The organism is Nonomuraea aridisoli (assembly GCF_003236395.1).
Classification (GTDB): domain Bacteria; phylum Actinomycetota; class Actinomycetes; order Streptosporangiales; family Streptosporangiaceae; genus Nonomuraea; species Nonomuraea aridisoli.
On the sequence record NZ_POUD01000039.1, the window covers coordinates 25,334 to 45,687 of the forward strand.

The window sequence follows — 20,354 nt, forward strand, 5'->3', positions numbered from 1 at the left end:
GTCGAGGCAGTGGTCGACGGCGACGACGGTACGAGCGTCCGCTGCTCGGTTCCCAGACGGAAAACTGCTAGGTTTGCGCCGGCTCGGGCCCGGCCAGCTCCCGCATCCACAACCAGGCGCTGATCCGCTCGATCCCGGTGGACAGATGCGAGCGGTAGGTGCTGAACGGCAGTCCGAGCGCCTCGGCCGCCCGCTCCTGTGTCGGCGCCGGCTTCAGGTACGTCCGGTGAACCGCTCGGTAGAACTTCTCGTCACGGGGACTGCCGCGCAGCGCCTCCGCGGCCTCCGTGATGACCCGCCGCAGATCCTCCGGACGCGGTCGGTCGCCGGCGGCCTGGTCCACGGTGACCCGTGAGTGCAGCAGCGGGCTGGCGGCCAGCACGTCGAGGCGGGTGTAGCCGCGCAGCGCGTGGCGCACCGCCGTGCGGAACTCCGGCTCCGACAGCACGACGAGCGCGGGCCGCGTCTCCGCGGCGGGCGGGCGGCCGCCGGCCCGTGTGCCCTCGATCTCCCGTTCCTCCATCAGGTCGAACCAGGCCGCCGGCGGCTCCACACGCCAGTCGTGGCTGAAGACGCCGTAGCGCCGGCCGACCTCGAAGTCGGCCTCGGGGACGCGCGGCATGTTGAGGTAGTCGAACATCGGCTGCCAGAAGTCCGGATCGGACAGCGCGACGAAGGTCCAGGCCAGCCGCGGGGTGACGAGCCAGCGCCGGAACGCCGAGACCGCGAACATGCTGGAGCCGGGCGAGACCGCCTGGTAGGCGTCCCGGCTGACGGCGAAGCGGTGATAGAGGACCTGGTCGCCCGGACGCGGCGGCCCGTGCCGGCGGGCGAAGACCATGGCCGCCCGGGTCGCCGGGTCGGCGTCGATGTCCTCCGCGGACGCCTCGTGCAGCGACAACGTGGCCTCGAGACCGACGATCTCGCCGTCTTCGTCGAGGATGGCCGTGAACGCCGACGGCTGGCGCCGGTACCACTGTTCGGCCAGCGCGGCCGACCGCTCGCCCTCGTACCGCTCGACCATGGACAGCAGCTCGGGCAGCGCCTGCGGTGACGCGGGGGCGGTGTGGACGGCGCCGAAGGACCCCCAGTCCTGGTAGTGCCGCATGACCGGGTTGTTGCGGTGCATGAAGAGGAAGTCCAGCAGGGCCCGGTGCTGCCGGGCGCCGTCGGTGGCCTGCACCCGGCGCAACGCGGCGGCGCGGGCGGCGGCGTGGAGGCGCCGGTACTCGTGCGGGCTGCGCCACCGCAGGTCCGCGTCGAGCACGTCACGCGCCAGGTCGTGGAGACACACCCCGTGCGGGCCGTGCTCGGCGAACGACAGACCGCGCAACCAGGCGAACAGCTCCGCCGTGTCATCGCCGCCGAGCACCTCGGCCAGCGTCTCCTCGGTCGTGACCCGGACATGGGCGCAGACCTCCAGGGCCGAGCGGTGCCGTGGGCCCGGCACGTGCTCGACCAAACGTTCCAGCAGGATCCGCACCAGCTCGGGCTCCTGCTCGGGCCGTACGGGCGGCAGCGGACGCCCCTGCGCCAGCGTCTCCGCCACCAGCGCCAGCGCCAGCGGGTGGCCGTGGGTGAACTCGATGACCTGCTCCTGCCGCACGCCCACCACGCCCCTGGCACGCAGGTAGTCGCGGCTCTCGTCGGGACGGAGGTTGCGCAGCGGCAGCGTGCGCAGCAGCGGCTGCCACCCCACGTCGCCGAGCCAGCGTTCGTCCGGGCGGCGCCGGCCGCTGACGACGAGCAGGCCGTCGGCGGGCCAGCCGGGAAGAAGGGAGTCGCGCAGCCACGTCTCCAGCGGCGCGAACCGCTCGAAGGTGTCGACGATCGTGACCTGACCGGGCACCGGCTCGCCCAGTGCGGCCCGCAGCGCCTCGGGGGTCATGTCGGCGTCCCGCGCGTCGCACACATGGACCGGCCGCCCCGCCGCGCGGGCCCGTTCGGCGAACATGCCGCACAGGGCGGTCTTGCCGACCCCGCCGGGCCCGTGCACCCACAGCAGGCCGAAGGCCGGGCGGTCGGCGGCGAGCATGCCGTCGAACACGGCAAGCTCGGCGGACCGGCCGACGAAGCTCGCGCGCCGTGAGCTCCGCAGCCGCTCCCCCAGGCTGACGTCGTTCCCACGGTCATGTTCCGCCGCCATCACATCCCCCATGGGCGAACCATCGCCGCACATCATGGCAAGAGCCGCGTGAACCCGCCAAACGCACACTCCCGCCGGAGCCCCGCAGAACGACCGGGACACCGGCCCGCGCGAAGGGCGTCGGACCTCGCCGGATGACGATGCTTTTACTCAGTGTTGCTTTAGCACTACGCTGGGTAACACCGTCGAGGGTTCTTCGTTACCGCCCCCAGGAGGTTGCATGCGTTCCACCCCCCGCCTGCTCGCGGCCGCGGTCGCCGCCGGAGCCGTGGCCCTGCTGTCCGCGCCGGCGCACGCCGCCGTCGATCCCGCCACGCTCAGCACCTGCGTGGTCGAGTCGGTGAGCGACTTCACCGCCCACCCCGACCTCTCCACCGCGAAGACCCCGGTCGTGGACTGCCTCCACGCCTGACCCCCCGAGCCCCCTCAGACAGCGCAATCAGCGTCTACGAAGAATGCAGCAACAAGGAGTTCCGTTGAAGGTCCGCTTCCTGACCGTCGTCGTCACCGCCTTGGCGGTGGCGGCGGTCGCACCACCAAGCCTCAAGGAAACCCTGGAGACACTCGGCGGCGGCGCACCGCTCGTCACCGTGGAGACCTGGGTCCACCACGTCAATCTCCTGACCTCCTAGTGCGTCCCGCGCAACTGTCCGTGGCCCAGACGCCGACAGGGCCACGGACGCCTCTCGGGCACGTCGGCTATGTGATGTTCCTCAGCCGGTGGATCCAGGTGCCGCTCTACCTGGGGCTCATCGTCGCCCAGGTCGTCTACGTGTGGCGCTTCCTGGCCGAACTGGTGCATCTCGTCCACCTGGGATTCGGGGGCCATCCTCCGGAGACCACGGTCATGCTGATCGTCCTCGGCCTCGTCGACGTCGTGATGATCTCCAACCTGCTCATCATGGTGATCATCGGCGGCTACGAGACGTTCGTCTCCCGGCTGCGCATCGAGGGCCACCCCGACCAACCGCAGTGGCTCTCGCACGTCAACGCCAACGTGCTGAAGGTCAAGCTGGCCATGGCGATCATCGGCATCTCGTCCATCCACCTGCTGCAGATCTTCATCAACGCGGCCAGGCCGTCCATCACCGACAGGGAGCTCATTTGGAAGACCTTGATCCATCTGACCTTCGTCGTCTCCGCGCTGGCGCTCGCCCTGATCGACCGCATCATGGCGGGCGGTCATCCGCACCAGGGTGCGGCCAACGGGGAGCGGCCGGCGGACCGGCAGCCGGAGAGGCAGCCGGAGCGGGTGGTCGCCTAGGCCGCCGCGTCGCGTCGCCGTGCCGCGCGGGAAACCCCTGATGACCTTGACCGCGAAGCCTCCCGGGCGCCCGCGGCGGCCCCGTCCGCGACGGGCGTCCCGCGGTGCCCGGGGACGACCCGAGGCGCCAGGGCATCCACCCGTGCCCGCCCGTGAGCCGGGCGGGCACGGGTTCCGTCATGCGAAGAGCCGCTCCAGCACCTCCGCGACGCCGTCCTCGTCGTTCGACGACGTCCGGTGCTCCGCCGCCGCCAGCACCATCGCGTGGGCGTTGGCCATCGCGTAGCCGGCGCCGGCGTAGAGCAGCACGGCCAGGTCGTTCGGCATGTCGCCGAAGGCCACCACGTCGCCGGCCCCGACGCCCCTGTCCCGGCAGAGCCGTTCGAGCGTGCCGGCCTTGGTCACTCCGCGGGCGCTGATCTCCAGCAGCCCGTCCACGCCCGAGTGCGTGACCTCCGCCAGGTGGCCGACGGCGGGTGAGACCGCCGCGTGCATCTCGTCCGCCGTGTGGGCCGCCGACAGGGCGAGCAGCTTGACGATCGGCTGGTCGTGGTCGAAGACCGACTCCACCTCGTGGTAGACCGAGAGGTCGCTCTCGACACGCCGGGTGTAGGCCGACTCGGCCAGCACGCCGCGGCCGGTCTCGACGGCCAGGCCGACGCCGGGCAACGACTGGGCGAGGGCCTCGGCGACCTTGCGCGCCGCGACGGGTTCGAGCGGGCTGCTGGCGGTGATCTCGTCGCTGTCCACGTCGTACACGACCGCGCCGTTGCTGCAGATGGCGGTGCCGGTGACGCCGGCGCGGGCGGCGATCTCCCTGACGCCGCGCGGCGCACGCGCGGTGACGAACACGATCTCGGCGCCCGCCGCGCGGGCCGCCTCCAGGGCCTGCCTGGTACGGGCGGTGACGGCGCCCTCGGAGGTGAGGAGGGTGCCGTCCAGGTCGGTGGCCACGATGCGCGGTGGTGTATTCACAGGCCGATTATCCCGACTTGAGGGGAAAGATCCACATCTAGGCCCGCTGGTCCTGCTCTGTGTAGAGTACGCGGGTGCTCGCCGCCCCCCGCCCCGACGACCGCGTCGCGTCCGTGTTCCGCTTCGCGACCGAGCTGGTGGCCTGGGTGGCGACCCCGTGGGCACTGGCGGCGACGTCGGTGCCGCTGGCGGTGCTGTCGGCGGTGGTGCTGATCGGGCTGCCGACGGTGTTCTCCACGCCGGGCGACAAGCGCAGCGTGATCGTCGCCGTCCCGGGCCTCGTGACGATCGCCCTGGTCGTCCTGCACGTGCTCGCCGCGGTGGCGGCGGCCTGGGCGGCCTGGCACGCGGTCGCCGCCGCGCTGGTCACCGTGCTGGCCGTGGTGACGGTGGTGCTGGAGCTGCCGCGCTGGCGATGGTTGCTCGGGCGCCAGAGCTCGCGGCGGTCGTTCGGGCATTAGAGCCGCATCTCCGACGGCAGCAACGTCGCCGCGTCCGTCAGCTCGACGCCCAGAAGCTGGCCCGAGCCGGCGTAGTCGAGCACGACGTCCTCCGCCACGACCTGGCGGACGGCCTCGCCGGGCGTGACCTCGTGCTTCATCGCGATGTAGGCGACGTTGCCCTCCTGGTTCCAGGTGACGTACACCGTCCTGGCGCGCGAGGGCGGCAGGTCCTCGGCGGCGAGCAGTCCCTCGCGGGCCTCGTGCGAGGCGGCGAGCGCCGCCCGGACCGTGCCCAGCGCCAGCTCGACGGCCTCCAGCGCGTCGAACCCGGTGACCTTCCGCTCGTGCTCCCACCCCTCCAGCCCGTCGATCCGGTACGGGCACGACCAGTCGCCCGTCGATTCCTCGTACGGCAGGCCGATCGTGACCACGACGTCACGCGGCGGATCGGTACGCAGCGCCAGCACCCGTTGGGCGATCTCGTACATGTCAGGTGATCTACCCCCGAGGCCATTGATGGAAGACTCGCTTCAGCCGGAGGGGCTTCGTGGCCTATTGTCGCCGGAGTAGACGAGTCGAGCCGCCGCGCCCGCGGTGGCGAGGGAGCGGTGAGATGGACGATTCGTTCGGGGCGCGACTGCGGGCCAGGATGGACGAGCGGGGGCCGCTGTGCGTGGGCATCGATCCGAGCCCTGCTCTGCTGCACGCCTGGGAGCTCGACGACTCCCCCGCCGGCCTGGAGCGCTTCAGCCGCACGGTGGTCGACGCCGTGGCCGACGTGGCCGCCGCGGTCAAGCCGCAGTCGGCCTTCTACGAGCGCTGGGGCAGCCGCGGCATCGCCGTGCTCGAACGCACCATCGCCGACCTGCGCGACGCCGGCGCGCTGGTGATCCTCGACGTCAAACGGGGCGACATCGACAGCACGATGGCGGCCTACGCCGAGGCGTACCTCGATCGGGGCAGCCCCCTCGCCGCCGACGCCGTGACGCTGAGCCCGTACCTCGGGTTCGGGTCGCTGGAGGGGGCGATCACCTCGGCGGTGGCCAACGACGCCGGTGTGTTCGTGCTGGCCCGCACGTCCAACCCGGAGGCGGCCCCGCTGCAGCGGCCCGTGGCCGGGCAGGTGCTGGCCGGGGCCGCCGCGGCGAACGCGGGTCACTCGCCGTTCGGGCCGGTCGGGGTGGTGATGGGCGCCACGCTGCCCGCGCTGGAGGAGTCGCTGGACGACCTCAACGGGCCCGTCCTGGCTCCGGGGCTGGGCGTCCAGGGCGCCACGCCCGCCGACGTGGCGCGGGTGTTCGCGTCCGTACGGCACGCCCTGCTGCCGTCGGTCTCCCGCGCCGTGCTGGCCGACCCGGGGCGGCTGCGGGAGCGTACGCTCGCCTACCGCGACGAGTGCGTCGCCCACCTCGCCGCCGCCCGGGTCTGACCGGCCGGATTCCGGTCAGAGAGAGCGGTTGACGGCGGCCAGCACCGCGTGCACCGAGGCCGTGAGCACCGACGTGTCCACCGCCGCGCCCCAGTACGTCGCGCCACCGACGCGAGCCTCCACGTAGGCGATCGCCCGGCCGCCCTGCCCGGGGTCGAGGGCGTGCTCGGCGTAGTGCAGGATGTCGACGTCGAGGCCGCTGGCGGCGAACGCCCCGGTCAGCGCCGACAGCGGGCCGTTGCCGGTGCCGCGCAGCGGGCCGCCGTCGCGCAGCGTGCCGGTGAACTCGTGGACGCCCGGCCCGGTCTCCGCCGTGCTCCACTCCGTCAGCGGTCTCCTCTCGACCGGCGCCACGTAGGTGGCGCGGAACAGCTCCCACAGCTGCTCGGCGGTGATCTCCTCGCCGCTGCCGTCGGTGGCCCGCTGCACGACCTGCGAGAAGTCGATCTGCAGCCGCCGCGGCAGCTCCAGGCCGTAGCGGGTGTGCAGCAGGTACGCGATGCCGCCCTTGCCCGACTGGCTGTTGACCCGGATCACCGCCTGGTAGTCGCGGCCCACGTCGGCCGGGTCGATCGGCAGGTACGGCACGTCCCACGGCGCGAGCTCCGGCGGCACGCCCAGCTCCGCGGCCCGCTTGGCGTGGTGGGCCAGGCCCTTGCCGATGGCGTCCTGGTGGGTGCCGGAGAAGGCGGTGTAGACCAGGTCGCCGGCGTACGGATGACGCTCGGGCACCGGCAGACGGTTGCAGTGTTCGGCCACGCGCCGCACCTCGTCGATGTCGGACAGGTCGATCATCGGGTCGACGCCCTGGGTGTGCAGGTTGAGCGCCAGGGTCACCAGGTCGACGTTGCCGGTGCGCTCGCCGTTGCCGAACAGGCAGCCCTCCACCCGCTGCGCGCCCGCCAGCAGGGCCAGCTCGGCGCAGGCCACGCCGGTGCCGCGGTCGTTGTGCGGGTGGACGGAGAGGATGACCGCGTCCCTGCGGTCGAGGTGCCGGTGCATGTACTCGATCTGGTCGGCGTACACGTTGGGGGTGGCGACCTCGACCGTGGCGGGCAGGTTGTGGATCACGGGACGGTCGGGCGAGGCGTCCCACAGGGCGGTCAGGTCGTTGCAGACCTCCAGCACGAAATCCGGCTCGGTGAGGTTGAAGACCTCGGGCGAGAACTGGAAGCGGATGTCGCGGTCGCCGGCCAGGCGGGCGACGTGCCCGGCGGCGTCCCTGATCAGGTCGCGCAGCTCGCGGCGGTCGTGGCCGAGCACCACGTCGCGCCAGGTGGGGGCGGTGGCGGTGTAGAGGTGCACGACCACCCGGGACATCCCCTCGATCGAGGCGAACGTGCGCTCGATCAGGTCGCGGCGGGCGGCCGTGAAGACCACCACGCTGACGTCGTCCGGCACGGCTCCGGGGGTGGCCAGGTGGCGGACGAAGTCGAAGTCCAGCCGGCTGGCGGAGGGGTAGCCGACCTCGATCTCCTTGAAGCCCATGGTCGTGAGCAGGTCGAACATGCGGCGCTTGCGTCCGGTGTCCATCGGCTCGGCGAGGGCCTGGTTGCCGTCGCGCAGGTCGACCGGCACCCACAGGGGAGCCTGGGTGAGGCGCCGCGCGGGCCAGGCGCGCTCGGCCGGCGGGACCTCGACGCGCTCGTGGGCGGGGCGGTAGCGGTGGGAGGGCATGCTGCTCGGACGTTGCCGGTTCCAGAGGTACATCTCTTCCTTGCCTGTCGTGGCGGGGAGGACCGGCGGACACCCGTGACACCGCGGCGGGGTGCCGGTCTCGGTCAGGCCCCGCCGCGGCGGCCGAGAAGCAGCAGACCGTACGACGTCATGGCGGTACACTAGCCACACCACAGGTCCTCAGACAAGCTGACAGGTTTCCGATGCCTCTCGCGTCACTCCGCCCGAGCCCGCTCGTCGAGCAGGCCACCAGTCATCTCCGCGAGCAGATCACGAGCGGCGAGTGGCCCGTCGGCACCCGGCTCCCCGGTGAGAACGCGCTGGCCAAGACGCTCGGCGTGGGCCGCTCCACCGTGCGCGAGGCCCTGCGGGCGCTCGCGGGCGCGGGGCTGGTGCAGGCCCGTCAGGGGTCGGGGGTGTTCGTGATCGCCGCCGAGCCCGCCGAGGACTGGCCGGTCCGGCTGCGCCGCGCCGCCATCGCCGACGTCTACGAGGTCCGCATGATGGTCGAGACGCAGGCCGCCCGGCTGGCGGCGCGGCGGCGTACGGAGGAGGACCTGGCGGCGATCGAGGCGGCGCTGGAGGCGCGCGCCCGTGCGGCGGCGAGCGATGACGCCGCCTTCGTGGACGCCGACATCGCCCTGCACGCGGCGGTCGTGGCGGCGGCGGGCAACCCGGTGCTGACGGACCTGTTCGCCGAGTTCGCGCCCGCGCTGCGGCGGCGGCTGATCGACCTGGTGGAGCTGCTGCGGCTGCGCGACCACGATCCCGGGCCGGGGCAGGACTCACATGCTGCGCTGGTGAGGGCCGTCCGCGACGGCGACGGCGACGCGGCCGCCTCCGTCCTGGAGGCCGAGCTCCAGCGGACCCTCACCCACCTGTCCCAGCCCGACGGGCGATAGAGGGCATCCCGAAATCCGGCCGCGGTGGGTGCCGCGGCCGGGGCTGGGCGGGGCGCACACGGTCAGCGGTGATCAGCCGGTGGGCCCCGCGTCCGGACGGATGACGTTCTCGTCCTCGTCGACTTCCGGCTCCTCGTACGGCCGCCGCTCTTCCTCGTCGCCCTCCGGGAGGTCGGCGGAGATGGGCCGGCGGGTCCTGCGCGTGTCGGAGCCCGACCGTTCGGCGACGACGTCGCTCTCGCCCTCGATCCCGTCGATCGTCTCGGGCAGTTCCTCGGGTGTCTCCCTCATAGCCCCCACCTGCCCGGCGGATCCGGCCCGAACCCGCCCGCGGCGGCCTGTTACGGTCCCAGGATGGTCATTGAGCGCCCCTCCGCCCGCGTCATCATGGCCGATCCCCTCGGGCGGGTGCTGTTGTTCCGATTCGTCCCCCCGCAGCCGTGGCCGAAGGAGCCCGCGTGGCACCTGCCGGGCGGCGGGATCGAGGCCGGAGAGACACCGGCGCAGGCCGCCGTGCGCGAGGCGCTGGAGGAGACCGGCCACGCGCTGGACCCGGCCGACCTGGGCGATCCCGTGGCGGTGAACGAGGGCGTCTGGTCCAACCTGGGCCGCGACTTCCACACCGTGACGACGTACTTCTTCGCCCGGGTCCAGGCTCCGACCGTGGCTCCCACCGTGCCGGAGGACCATCCGGAGGAGGAGTGGCTGAACGGCCACCGCTGGTGGAGCGCGGAGGAGCTGACCGCCACGGAGGAGCGCGTGTTCCCGCCCGGACTGGCCGCGCTGCTGCCCGCGCTGCCAGCGGGCGGTCGGGCCGCCGGGGTCGTACGGCTGCCGTGGACGCACTGAGAAATTCCTCTCCGGAGGATGTCGAGACGACGTGGGCCGCTCCGACCCACTGGCGTACCGAGACAAGGAGCACGTCATGAGCAAGCTGATCTACTGGGTCCACACCTCGCTGGACGGTCACATCCACGGCCCGAACGGCGAGTTCGACTGGGCGCAGATGGGGCCGGAGCTGTCGGCGTACGGGGACGAGGTGCACGCCCGGGTCGGCACGTTCCTGTACGGACGCGTCGTGTGGGAGATGATGTCCGGCTACTGGCCGCACGTCGAGTCGATGTCCGACCACCCGCACGACCTCAAGTTCGCGCCGATCTGGCGGAGCACGCCGAAGGTCGTGTTCTCCACGACGCTGCGGGAGGCCGGCTGGAACACCCGGATCGTCTCCGGCGACCTGGAGAAGGAGGTCGCGGAGCTGAAGCGGCAGGCCGGCCGGGACCTGCTGCTCAACGGCGGCTCACGGCTGGCCTCGGCGCTCACCGCGCTGGGCCTGATCGACGAGTACCACGTGATGGTCCACCCGGTCGTGCTCGGCGGCGGCCGGCCGATGTTCCCGCCGCAGGAGCGCATGGACCTGCGGCTCGTGGACTCCCGGGTGTGCGACGGGCGTACGGCGGTGCTGCGCTACGACCGGGTCAGTTGAGGGCGTTCTCGATCTCGTGGCGGGTGGGCATCGAGGTGCTCGCGCCCTCCCGCTGCACCGACAGCGCCGCCGCCGTGGACGCGAAGCGCAGCGCCTCCTCCATGCCGCGCCCCTCGGCCCGGGCCACGGCCAGCGCCCCCACGAACGTGTCGCCGGCCGCGGTCGTGTCCACGGCCTTGACCGGGGCGGCGGGCACCCGCAGCCGCTCCCCGGAGCGCGCCCCGTACAGCGCGCCGTCGGAGCCGAGGGTGATGACGGCCTCCTGGACCTGCTGCAGCAGCGCCTCGAGGGCGTTCTCCGGCCCGGAGACGCCCGTGATGGCGGCGGCCTCGTGCTCGTTCGGGACGATCGTCGTGACGGCGCCGAGCAGCTCCGGCGGCAGCGGCCGGGCGGGCGCCGGGGTGAGGTAGACCGGCACCCGGGACACCTGGGCGGCCTGCGCCGCCGCCACGACGCCCTCCATGGGCAGCTCCAGCTGGAGCAGCAGCGCGTCGGAGCGGGCGATCGCCGCCATGTCCTCGCCCGAGGGCCCGGTGACGGTCCCGTTCGCGCCGGGGACGACGATGATCGAGTTGCCGCCGTCGTCGTCGACCACGATGTGCGCGATGCCGGTGGAGCCGGGCATCTGGCGCAGGCCGCGCACGTCGACGCCGGCCTCCGTGAGCGCGGTGCGCAGCTCCGCCCCGAAACCGTCGTCGCCCACCGCGCCCAGGAACGCCACCTGGGCTCCGGCGCGGGCGGCGGCGATGGCCTGGTTGGCGCCCTTGCCGCCGGGGATCGTACGGAATCGGTGACCCGTGACCGTCTCTCCCCGTGCGGGGGCCTGGCCGACGTACGCGACGAGGTCCATGTTGGCGCTGCCGAATACCGAGATCATGAGGCCATCATCTCCTGAGTACGGGCGGCGAGTTCGCCCAGCCCCACGCCGTCGAACCCGGTGAGGCTGCTGGCCAGGCCGTCGCGCAGCCGCCACCGGTCCGGCACGCCCCCGTTCAGCGCGCCCGCGATGGACCCGGCGGTGGCGCCCGCGGAGTCGGTGTCCCAGCCTCCGGCGACCGCCCCGGCGATCGTGGCGGTGAAGTCGCCGCGGCCATGGATCAGCGTGGCCGCGATCAGGGCGGCGTTGTTGACGGTGTGCACCCAGTGCAGGGCGCCGTGCCGCTCGTGCAGGAGGTCGACGACGCGTTCGAAGTCGTCCTCGCGGGCGGCGTCGGCGGCGGCCAGGCGGACCGCCTCGTGCAGGCGCGAGCCGCGCGGCACCACGGACAGGCCGGCGCGCACGACCTCCTCCGCCGACGTGGCGACCAGCGAGGCGGCGCACATCGCCGCCGTGAACATCGCCCCGTAGATCCCGTTGGCGGTGTGCGTCAGGCGGGCGTCGCGCCAGGCGTACTCGGCCGCCGTTGCCGGGTCGCCCGGGTTGACCCAGCCGTACACGTCGGCCCTGATCAGCGCGCCGATCCACTCGCGGAACGGGTTGCGGTACGTGGCCGTCGCGGGCGGCTCGACGCCGTCGAGCAGGTTGCGGTACGCGACCCGCTCGGCGGTGAACGTGCGCCCGGCGGGCAGCTCGTCCAGCCAGTGCTTGGCCACGTCGTCGGTGGTGAAGCCGCGGCCGTGCCGCTCCAGCACCGACAGCGCCAGCAGCGGGTAGTTGAGGTCGTCGTCCTCGGGGATGCCGTCGATGTTCTCGGCGAGGGAGTTGACGGCGCTGCGCCGGTTCCACGGCCAGCGGCGGGCCACGTCGTCCGGCAGGCCCTTGGCGGTGAACCAGCCGCGGATCGGCCAGTTGCCGGTGGCCTCGGCGATCTCCCTGATGCCCTCGCGCGGGATCTTCTCGACGGGTTTGCCGAGCACGCAGCCGGCCGCCCGTCCCTGCCAGGCGCCGAGCACCCGGGCGGGGTCCACGTCGCGGCGGCCGGCGGGCGCGGGCCGGCCGGGGCAGGCGGCGACGATGGCGTCCCAGTCGGACGGCTCGTCCAGCGGCGACGGGACGGCCGCCAGCTCGTCCAGCAGGTGCTCGGCGAGCCCGCGCAGCCGCGCGGCGCCCGGCTCGGAGGCGCCGGCGCGCGGCGGGGCGTCGTGCCCGCCCGCCGCGTGCCAGCGCTCGGCGATCTCGCGCACGTCGCGGCCGTCCTCGGCCGCCTGGCGCAGCTCGTGCCCGACGAGGTCCTCAGGCTGGACCCAGGTCAGCCGGATCATCGGCCGTCGAGCTCCGCGAAGGCCGCCTCGTGGCGGCGGCGGCGGGCCACGTCGTCGGCGTGCACCCGGCGGGCCACCTCCGCGATCGCGAGCCCGGGGGCCACCAGGTCGGTACGGCTGGCCGCCGCCACCTGCTCCGCCCACGCCGACGGCACGGCTGACAGCCCGCCGAGCGCGCCCGCGATGGCGCCGCCCATGGAGGCGATCGAGTCGGCGTCGCGCCCGTAGTTGACCCCGCCGAGCACGGTGTCGCGGTAGCCGCCCTTGGCGATCACCAGGAACCCGAGCGCCAGCGGCAGCTCCTCGATGCTGTGCACCCGGCTCGGCCGCCGCGCGCCCAGCCCCTGGTCGCGGTAGGTGTCGGCGACCGTGTCGAACGGACGCACGGCGGCGCGCAGCGCCTCGAACGAGCCCTCCCAGTGCGTCAGCCCGGAGGCGGTCTCGCAGACGGCCTCGATGGCGGCCCGCGTGCCGTCCTTGGCCAGGCGCAGGCAGGTCGCGACCACGGAGTCGGCGCTGGCGCCGGGGCGCATGGCCTCGGCGACGGCGGCGGCCATCACGCCGGCGGCCTCACGGCCGTAGCTCGACTGGTGGGCCCCGGTCAGGTCGACGGCCTCGGCGTAGGCGGCGTCGGGGTCGGCGGCGTTGACGATGCCGACCGGGGCGACGTACATGGCGGCGCCGCAGTTGACGATGTTGCCGACGCCGGCCTCGCGCGGGTCGGCGTGCCCGTAGTGCAGGCGGGCGACGATCCACTTCTCGGCCAGGAAGATCCGCTGCAGCGGCAGCGCCTCGCTCTCCAGCTCGGGGATCCACCGCCGCTCGCCCATCAGCTCGGGCACCAGGTACTCGGCCATCGCGTACGCGTCCAGGTGCCCGCCGGCCTTCTCGTACACGCGGATCAGGGCGTGCGTCATCAGGGTGTCGTCGGTGATGTGGCCGTCGCCCTTGTGGTAGGGCGCGATGGGGCGGGCGTTGCGCCAGTCCTCGTTGAACGGCGGCACGATGCCCTCGACGCGGCCGCCGTAGCGTTCCACGATCTGCTCGGGGGTCCAGCCTTCGGTTGCGCCGCCCAGCGCGTCACCGACCGCTGCCCCCGCCACGCAGCCAGTGGCCCTGTCCTCAAGCGGCGTCATGCGATTCCTTCCGTCAGTGTGTCCGCTACTTCGATGAGATCCCGCCCGGCCAGATCGGGCAGGCAGCAACCGGCCAGCGTACGGGCCGACGCGATCCACCCCTCCGGGATCGCGTCGAACCCGCCGCAGGCGCCCGCGAGCGCCCCGGTGAGCGCCGGGGCGGAGTCGGCCACCGGCGCCAGGCAGGCCGCCGCGGGAACGGCCCGGCTCAGCTCGCCGCCGGCCGCCTCGGCCAGCGCGAGCGCCACGGGCACCGTCTGCGCGGCGCCCACGCCGTAGCTGTAGACGTGGTCGAGCAGCGCCGCGTCGAGCGCGGGCACCGCGGCGAACGGGTCTCCCGCCGCGCGGGCGGCCTCCAGCGCGGCGCGGGCGTTGTGCCCGATGGCGGTGCCGGGCGGCAGGACGGCGAGCGCCGCCTCGATCGCCGGGCCGATCCGCCCGGACGCGACGGCCGCGGCGACCGCGGCGGCCATGGCCCGCGCGCCGAGCACGCCGTCGAGGGCGTTGGTGACCTGGGCGTCCTCGGTGGGGTCGCGGCCGATGACGCCGTAGGCGACCGCCCGGATCGCGGCGGCGTCGTCGAAGTGGTGCGGGTTGTCGTGGCCGGACGCGGGCGGCTCGACGCCCTTGGCCAGGTTGTCCAGCGCGGTCGCCACGGAGATGCGGGCCCTGACGTCGGTCAGCTCCCTGAACGCCTCGGCGCGCGGCCGGTGGACGGTCAGCGCCGTCCAGGCGAGCCACTCGGCGTCGTCGGACGGCCCGATCCGCAGCGGCGCGACCGGCTGGTTGAGCGCGAACGGCACCGGCAGCGTGGTGACGCGGTGCTCCTCGGCGAACGCGTCGAGCTCGCGGTACAGGCGGCGGCTCCACGGCGCGTGCAGCGCCGAGCGGTGGCGGCCCGCGGGCCAGCCGGCGGCGTCGCCGACGGCGAGCCCCGCGAAGGCCCCCCTGATTCTGTCCCCCGACATGTGATCTACAGTCCTTCCACCAGTTGCTCGGCCGTGTCGAGCACGTGTCTCCCGGCCACGACGGGCAGGCATTTGCCCGTCACGGGGCCGATCCTGGCGGCCCAGCGGGCGGGGACACCCGCTTCGCCCTGCGAGGCGCCCGCCACGGCGCCGGCGATGGCGCCGATCGTGTCGGCGTCACGGCCCAGGCTCACCCCGAAGGTCACGGACTCCTCGACGTCGCCGTCACCGGCCAGGAAGGCGGCCAGCGCCAGCGCGACGGCCTCGGGCGCGACGTCGGTCCAGGGGTAGTGGCGGACGACCACGGCCTCGTGCAGCGCCTCGACGGCTTCCGCGCCGCGTCCGCGCGGCCCGCCCGCGGCGAGCACCTCGCAGACCCGCACCACGTTCCTGGCCGTCCAGGAGTCGGCCGGGATCACCGACAGCGCGGCCTGCACCACGTCGCGGGGCTCAGCCCCGGCCATGGCCGCGGCCACCGCGCCGGCGACCGCCCGGCCGCCCGCGATGCCCTCGCCGGACCCGCTGACGCGACCGTCCTGCTCCAGCAGCCGCGCCGCCTCCGCCGGATCGCCGGGACAGAAGATCCCGTACGGCGCCGCCCGCATGGCGAGCCCGTCGGACCAGCCGTGCTGGTGCGCGAGCCCGGTCAGCGGCGGTTCGAGGCCGCGGCGCAGCGCCTCGACGGTGCCGAGCTCGGAGAAGCCGGCTCCGCGCATCGGCCCGGTCGCCAGCGGGACGATCTCCTCGCGGTAGGCCTGCTCGACGTCGTGGGAGGTCAGCCCGTGCCCGTGCCGCACCAGCAGCGACGCGGCGAAGATGGCGTACTCGGTGTCGTCGGTGCCGCCGCCCTCGATCTCGGTGAGCCGCCCCCACCGCCGGCGGATCTCCGCGGGCGTGAGGTTCTCGGCGGGCGCCCCGAGGGCGTCGCCGGCCGCGAGGCCGAGCAGACACCCCCGGGCTCTGTCCCTCAGTTGGCTGCGATCCGTCACCGGTGGTAGCGCTCCAGCACCTGGTTGCCCTCCTCGACGAGCCGCTTGGCCACCTCGTCGAGGGTGATCTTGTCAGCGAAGTACTCCTGAAGGACCGGCGTGGCGACCTTGCTGCGCCACTCGTCGTAGCCGTTCACCTTGAGGAACGGGGCCACGACGAGGTTCTTCGCCGAGGCGGTGGCGACGTCCCAGCCGTTCTCCTGCGTGGTCATCGCCGGGTCGGCGGCGGCCTTCTGGGAGGCGGGCAGGAGCCAGTCGCCCTTGGCGAGCTTGGCCTGGTTGGCGGCGTTCAGGAAGAACGAGATGAACTGCATGGCCTCGTCGGGGTGCTCGCTCTCCTGCGCGATCGACAGCGTCTGGGAGACGGCGCCCTGCTGGGCCGAGGTGCCCTTGGGCGCGGGCAGCGTGACCCACTCGAAGTCGTCGGGCGCCTGCTCGACCACCTGCTGGCGCAGGTAGACGCCGGTCGGCAACATCGCGAACTTGCCCTGGAAGAACGCGGGCAGCGGGTCGGCGGTGCCCTGGCCGAGCGCGGCCGGGTCGGCGGACTTGTCCTTGTAGAGCTGGTCGTGGATGCGCTGGAGCACCTCGCGCTCCTCGGGGCCGACCTTGACGGTGGTGTTGCCGTCGGTCGTCTGGAAGAACGTGCCGCCGAAGTTGAGCGCCAGGTTGAGGGTCTTGTTGACCGGCGACTTCATCGCCCAGGCGACGCCGTACTGGCCGTCCTTGGTCATCTTCTTGGCGGCCTCGGAGAACTCGTCCCAGGTCCACGGCTCCTCGGGCGTCGGGACGCGCACCCCCGACTCGTCGAGCAGCTTCTTGTTGGCGATGATGACCTGCGACTCCTGGAGGAACGGCACGCCGTAGACGCCCTGCTCGCCCTCGCCGCCGGTGAAGGTGACGGTGTCCCAGGCCGACTGCGGGATGTCGCTCTTCAGCTCGGCCGGCAGCTTGGCGGACAGGTCCAGCAGATAGCCGTCGGAGGCGAAGCCGGCCAGGGCGGGCGAGTCGTTGTGGATGACGTCCGGCGCCGTGCCGCCCGCGAACTGAGTGACGAGCTGGTCGTTGACGTTGTCCCAGCTGCCCTGGACGTAGGTCACCTGGATGTCCGGGTGGGCCTTGTTCCACTCGTTCACGAGCTCTTTGTTCGCCGCGACCGATTCCTTCTGCCACGCCAGGCTGAGGAAATCGAGCTTCACCGGCTCGCCGGGGGCGGCCGGCTCGCCGCCCCCTCCCCCGCCGCACGCGGCGGCGAGCGTGACGATCGCCGCGGCCGCCAGAGCGGACTTGATACGCATAGGAGCCTCCTAGCCCTTGACGGCGCCGGCCATCAGGCCCGACTTCAGACGCCGCTGGATGATTGCGAAGAAGATCAGGCTCGGGATCGTCGCCATGAGCGACGCCGCGGCGAGTGGTCCGAGCCGGGCCACTCCCTCGGGGCCGGTGAACCTCACCAGCGTCAGCGGGAGTGTCATGACGTCGGGGTCCTGGAGGAACACGAGCGCGAACATGAACTCGTTCCAGGACGAGATGAACGCGAACAGCAGGGTCGCGACCACGCCCGGGGCCAGCAGCGGGGCGACCACGCTGGCGATCGCGCGCAGCCGGCTCGCGCCGTCCACGGAGGCGGCCTCCTCCAGCTCGCGCGGCACCGCGCGGACGTACCCCTGCAACATCCACAGCGCGAACGGCAGGGTGAACGTCACGTGCACGGCCACCAGACCCGGCAGGGTGTTGACCAGCTCCAGGTCCCGCATGATCAGGAAGAGCGGGATGATGATCAGGATGAACGGGAACACCTGGCTGACCAGCACCCACCCGATCGCGATCCGGTTGACCAGGCTGCGGTAGCGGGCCATCGAGTACGCCGCGGGCAGCGAGATCACCACCGTGAGCAGGCTGCTGGCGAGGGCCACGACCAGGCTGCGCAGCGCCGCGCCGACGAGGTCCTGCTCGCCGAACGCGTCGGTGAAGTTGGCCGGCGTCGGCTCGCGCGGGATCCACGTCGGGCTGGTCAGCGCCATCTCCTGCGGCGTCTTCAGCGCCGTGGACAACAACCACAGCAGCGGGAACGCCAGGAAGACGACGTAGGCGAGCAGCGCGGCGTACAGCGGGACGCGCCTCATCACTTGGCCTCCCTCATCTGGCGCCACAGGTAGAGCCCGAGCACCGCGAGCACGACGATCGCCATGGCCAGGCCCAGCATCGAGGCGTAGCCGGCGGCCCGGTAGCGGAACGCCTCCTCATAGGCGAACAACATCGGCAGCCTCGTCCGGCCGCCGGGGCCGCCCTGCGTGAGCACGTAGACCAGGCCGAACTGGTTGAAGTTCCACACGAAGTCGAGGGAGGTGATCGCCACGATCACCGGACGCAGCTGGGGCAGGGTGATGTTCCAGAACCGCCGCCAGCGGCCCGCGCCGTCGACCTCGCCGGCCTCGTACAGCTCCTTGGGGACGTTCTGCAGGCCGGCGAGCAGCACGACCGTGGTCTGCGGCATGCCCGTCCAGACGCCGACGACGATGATGGCGGGCAGCGCGAGCGAGAAGTCGGCCAGCCAGTTGACGTCGGTGCCGAGCAGGCCGTTCAGGATGCCGGCGTCGGGGTGGTAGACGAGCTTCCACATCAGGCCGATGACCACCGGCGGCATCGCCCACGGCACCACCGCCAGCACCCGCGCCACGCTCCTGAACCGCAGGTTCATGTTGAGCAGCAGCGCGAGCCCGAGCGCGGCGAGGAACTGCAGCACGGTCACCGAGACCGACCAGATCGCGCCGATCTGGAACGACGCCCAGAACTGCTCGTCGGAGAGCATCCGGGTGAAGTTCTCCAGGCCGACGAAGCTCGTCTCGTGGACGCGGGTGTTGCGGGCGTCGGTGAACGCCAGGCCGATGCCGTACAGCAGCGGGCCCACACTGAACAGCAGCACCGGCACCATGGCCGGCAGCATCAGCAGCCACATCTCCCGCTTCTGACGCGACGCCCCGCGCCGCTTGCTGCGCGGCGCCCGGGGCGGCGCCGGTCTGGTCGCGGTCGCCGTCACGCGCCGCCCTCCTTCCTGTCAGCGGGCTCGTACGCGGGACCCGCCGTCGAGGCGCGTACGGCCAGCCGGGGCGCCACGGTGACCACCCGGGGCTCGCGGTCGCCGCCCCGCAGCCGGTCGAGCAGCAGCTCGGCGGCGACCTTGCCGCGTTCGGCCGAGCCGAGCGAGACGCTGGTCAGGGACGGCCAGGAGGCCGCGGCGAGGTCGGTGTCGTCCATGCCGACCACCGCCACGTCGTCCGGCACCCGCCGCCCGGCCGCGCGCAGCACGTCGAGCGCGCCGAGGGCGATCAGGTCGTTGGCGCACATGAGCGCGTCCACGTCGGGCACCCGGGCGAGCAGCTCCGCCACCGCGCGGGCGCCCTCGGCCCGGTAGAAGTCGCCGATCTGCACGAGGTCGTCGTCGTAGGGCAGCCCCAGGTCCTCCAGCGCCTCCCGGTAGGCCGCCCCGCGGGCCGCGCCGGGCACGGTGTCGAGCGGGCCGTTGACCATCGCGATGCGGCGGCGGCCGAGCGCGTAGAGGTGGTCGACCGCGAGCCGGACGCCGGTGCGGGAGTCGGCGCGGACGTTGTCCACCGGGGTGCCCTCGGGCACGGAGCCGATGATCACGACGGGGGCGCGGGCCGCGGCCAGCATCTCCAGGTGGGCGTCCGTGACCCGCAGCGGGCTCATGATCAGCCCGTCGACGTAGCGCTCGCCGAGGCTGTGCAGGACGTCGATCTCGTCGGCGGCGACGGCGTCGGTGGAGTGCAGCACCAGCCGGTATCCGGCGGCCTTCAGCACCGGCTGGATCTGGCGCAGCATGGCGAGGTAGGCGGGGTTGCCCACGTCGGCCATGGCGAAGGCGACCTGGTCGGTGCGCCGCGACTTGAGCGACCTCGCCACGGCGTTGCGCACGTAACCGAGCTCCTCGGCCGCCTTCAGCACCTTGCGCTCGGTCTCCTGCCGGGTCGGCAGGCCGTTCAGCACCCGCGAGACGGAGGCGATCGAGACACCGGCGCGCTCGGCGATCGTGTTGATCGTGGGTCCGTCGGCCAAGGCTGTCCTTCCATCCTGGCGTAAACGTTTACAAAGAGTTGGTCTGTAAACGTTTACGGTGTGCTGGACATGAAACCTGCGCGTAACGTCCGGGTCAAGTCACGATCCCATAACGCAAGGTCACCCTGGCGCCGCGAACCTCGCCTGGACCAGAGCCGACTTTCCGGGGCACGCCCGGCGTCCGGTCCGTGATGACGGACACCTGGGACGCGCGCAGCTGATGGAGGTCTCCGGGCCGACCCGGCCGGAGACCCGCCGCGTTCCGTGGTGTGCGCCGGTTCGGCGTGCGCGTCCAGAACGTGTGGAACGAGGCCGGGATCGCGCCACGCCGACCCGCCGGAGCGGGCGGCGTCGGGCGTCCCCCGGCCCCGAGGTCTGATCTGCGCGCCGACGACGGGATCTCCGCCGGTGACCCAGGAGGTCCGCGGCACCGGTGTGCGCGTCGCCGCACTCGGCCGCGACGACGGCTGGTGCGACACCGGCGACCCGGCGGACTCGGGTCCCGCGCCGTGGTCCACCCTCGTTCCACCCCACCGCCGCTGGAGGAGCCGCGCGCAGCGGTGGATCAGCGGCGGCCGGGCTCACCGCCGCCGAGTGGGTCCCGCGGACGCGGTGGTTCAGTCGCGGGCGGGGGCCGGCTCGGGGGCTGTCTCTTATACA

General features: G+C 73.1%; 23 protein-coding genes. 9 read left to right on the forward strand and 14 right to left on the reverse strand.

Going from position 1 to position 20,354, the window contains the following annotated elements:
• Positions 1–67: 67 nt before the first annotated feature.
• Positions 68–2,158 carry an ATP-binding protein gene (locus C1J01_RS12410; protein ID WP_146615569.1) on the reverse strand — a complete coding sequence of 697 codons (2,091 nt, stop codon included), beginning with the start codon at positions 2,156–2,158 and terminating at the stop codon, positions 68–70.
• A gap of 208 nt (positions 2,159–2,366) precedes the next feature.
• Here C1J01_RS12410 and C1J01_RS12415 point away from each other — a divergent pair, with 208 nt between their 5' ends.
• The 3 genes from C1J01_RS12415 (at position 2,367) to C1J01_RS12420 (ending at position 3,410) form a co-directional block, all read left to right on the forward strand.
• Positions 2,367–2,558 carry a hypothetical protein gene (locus C1J01_RS12415; protein WP_111179092.1) on the forward strand — a complete coding sequence of 64 codons (192 nt, stop codon included), beginning with the start codon at positions 2,367–2,369 and terminating at the stop codon, positions 2,556–2,558.
• A 64-nt stretch (positions 2,559–2,622) separates the two neighbouring features.
• Positions 2,623–2,778 (forward strand): hypothetical protein, encoded by a 156-nt coding sequence (locus C1J01_RS49770; RefSeq protein WP_181448712.1) that lies wholly within the window; start codon positions 2,623–2,625, stop codon positions 2,776–2,778.
• A gap of 74 nt (positions 2,779–2,852) precedes the next feature.
• Positions 2,853–3,410, forward strand: a complete 558-nt coding sequence (locus C1J01_RS12420) for a TIGR00645 family protein (protein WP_111179093.1) — start codon at positions 2,853–2,855, stop codon at positions 3,408–3,410.
• Between the two features lie 177 nt (positions 3,411–3,587).
• On the opposite strand, the gene C1J01_RS12425 is transcribed toward C1J01_RS12420, so the two are convergent.
• A complete protein-coding gene (locus tag C1J01_RS12425; RefSeq protein ID WP_220039869.1) occupies positions 3,588–4,385 on the reverse strand; it encodes an HAD family hydrolase in 798 nt (265 codons plus the stop codon).
• Between the two features lie 74 nt (positions 4,386–4,459).
• Between C1J01_RS12425 and C1J01_RS12430 the strand changes: the two genes are divergently transcribed.
• Positions 4,460–4,846 (forward strand): hypothetical protein, encoded by a 387-nt coding sequence (locus C1J01_RS12430; RefSeq protein WP_111179094.1) that lies wholly within the window; start codon positions 4,460–4,462, stop codon positions 4,844–4,846.
• Here the strand turns inward: C1J01_RS12430 and C1J01_RS12435 are convergent.
• On the reverse strand, positions 4,843–5,316 hold the full coding sequence (locus C1J01_RS12435; protein ID WP_111179095.1) for a DUF2283 domain-containing protein: 474 nt from the start codon (positions 5,314–5,316) through the stop codon (positions 4,843–4,845). The two genes, C1J01_RS12430 and C1J01_RS12435, sit on opposite strands and share 4 nt — an antisense overlap.
• Before the next feature lie 125 nt (positions 5,317–5,441).
• On the opposite strand from C1J01_RS12435, the gene pyrF reads away from it, so the two are divergent.
• Positions 5,442–6,257: an orotidine-5'-phosphate decarboxylase gene (pyrF, locus tag C1J01_RS12440; RefSeq protein ID WP_111179096.1), complete on the forward strand. Its 816-nt coding sequence runs from the start codon at positions 5,442–5,444 to the stop codon at positions 6,255–6,257.
• Between the two features lie 15 nt (positions 6,258–6,272).
• Here the strand turns inward: pyrF and leuA are convergent, their stop codons facing one another.
• Positions 6,273–7,967, reverse strand: a complete 1,695-nt coding sequence (leuA, locus tag C1J01_RS12445; protein WP_220039870.1) for a 2-isopropylmalate synthase — start codon at positions 7,965–7,967, stop codon at positions 6,273–6,275.
• 170 nt (positions 7,968–8,137) lie between these two features.
• Between leuA and C1J01_RS12450 the strand changes: the two genes are divergently transcribed.
• Positions 8,138–8,836, forward strand: coding sequence for a FadR/GntR family transcriptional regulator (locus C1J01_RS12450; RefSeq protein WP_111179097.1), 699 nt, complete (start codon positions 8,138–8,140; stop codon positions 8,834–8,836).
• 72 nt (positions 8,837–8,908) lie between these two features.
• On the opposite strand, the gene C1J01_RS12455 is transcribed toward C1J01_RS12450, so the two are convergent.
• The gene (locus C1J01_RS12455) at positions 8,909–9,127 is read right to left on the reverse strand and encodes a hypothetical protein (RefSeq protein WP_111179098.1); all 219 of its coding nucleotides are present in this window, start codon (positions 9,125–9,127) and stop codon (positions 8,909–8,911) included.
• Positions 9,128–9,190: 63 nt separating this feature from the next.
• Here C1J01_RS12455 and C1J01_RS12460 point away from each other — a divergent pair, with 63 nt between their 5' ends.
• Together C1J01_RS12460 and C1J01_RS12465 are read left to right on the forward strand one after the other, a co-directional pair.
• Complete coding sequence (locus C1J01_RS12460) at positions 9,191–9,685, forward strand: NUDIX hydrolase (protein ID WP_111179099.1); 495 nt, start codon at positions 9,191–9,193, stop codon at positions 9,683–9,685.
• Positions 9,686–9,761: 76 nt separating this feature from the next.
• Positions 9,762–10,322, forward strand: coding sequence for a dihydrofolate reductase family protein (locus tag C1J01_RS12465; protein WP_111179113.1), 561 nt, complete (start codon positions 9,762–9,764; stop codon positions 10,320–10,322).
• Here C1J01_RS12465 and rbsK read toward each other — a convergent pair.
• From rbsK to C1J01_RS12510, 9 genes are read right to left on the reverse strand one after another with little or no spacing between them, the layout of a single operon-like run.
• Positions 10,315–11,199, reverse strand: coding sequence for a ribokinase (gene rbsK / locus C1J01_RS12470; protein ID WP_111179100.1), 885 nt, complete (start codon positions 11,197–11,199; stop codon positions 10,315–10,317). The genes C1J01_RS12465 and rbsK overlap by 8 nt on opposite strands.
• Positions 11,196–12,524, reverse strand: a complete 1,329-nt coding sequence (locus tag C1J01_RS12475; protein WP_111179101.1) for an ADP-ribosylglycohydrolase family protein — start codon at positions 12,522–12,524, stop codon at positions 11,196–11,198. The genes rbsK and C1J01_RS12475 overlap by 4 nt, the downstream gene beginning before the upstream one ends.
• A complete protein-coding gene (locus C1J01_RS12480; protein WP_111179102.1) occupies positions 12,521–13,660 on the reverse strand; it encodes an ADP-ribosylglycohydrolase family protein in 1,140 nt (379 codons plus the stop codon). The genes C1J01_RS12475 and C1J01_RS12480 overlap by 4 nt, the downstream gene beginning before the upstream one ends.
• Positions 13,657–14,628, reverse strand: coding sequence for an ADP-ribosylglycohydrolase family protein (locus tag C1J01_RS12485; protein WP_220039871.1), 972 nt, complete (start codon positions 14,626–14,628; stop codon positions 13,657–13,659). The genes C1J01_RS12480 and C1J01_RS12485 overlap by 4 nt, the downstream gene beginning before the upstream one ends.
• Positions 14,629–14,633: 5 nt before the next feature.
• Entirely contained in the window at positions 14,634–15,617 is a 984-nt protein-coding gene (locus C1J01_RS12490; protein ID WP_111179104.1) for an ADP-ribosylglycohydrolase family protein, read from the reverse strand.
• The gene (locus C1J01_RS12495; protein ID WP_111179105.1) at positions 15,614–16,915 is read right to left on the reverse strand and encodes an ABC transporter substrate-binding protein; all 1,302 of its coding nucleotides are present in this window, start codon (positions 16,913–16,915) and stop codon (positions 15,614–15,616) included. Before C1J01_RS12495 ends, C1J01_RS12490 begins: the two co-directional genes overlap by 4 nt.
• Before the next feature lie 9 nt (positions 16,916–16,924).
• Positions 16,925–17,743: a carbohydrate ABC transporter permease gene (locus tag C1J01_RS12500; protein ID WP_111179106.1), complete on the reverse strand. Its 819-nt coding sequence runs from the start codon at positions 17,741–17,743 to the stop codon at positions 16,925–16,927.
• Entirely contained in the window at positions 17,743–18,657 is a 915-nt protein-coding gene (locus C1J01_RS12505) for a carbohydrate ABC transporter permease (RefSeq protein WP_181448714.1), read from the reverse strand. The genes C1J01_RS12500 and C1J01_RS12505 overlap by 1 nt, the downstream gene beginning before the upstream one ends.
• On the reverse strand, positions 18,654–19,694 hold the full coding sequence (locus C1J01_RS12510) for a LacI family DNA-binding transcriptional regulator (protein ID WP_111179107.1): 1,041 nt from the start codon (positions 19,692–19,694) through the stop codon (positions 18,654–18,656). Before C1J01_RS12510 ends, C1J01_RS12505 begins: the two co-directional genes overlap by 4 nt.
• Before the next feature lie 408 nt (positions 19,695–20,102).
• Between C1J01_RS12510 and C1J01_RS51215 the strand changes: the two genes are divergently transcribed.
• Positions 20,103–20,354 (forward strand): hypothetical protein (locus tag C1J01_RS51215; protein WP_220039872.1); only part of this gene is annotated, 252 nt, incomplete at its 3' end.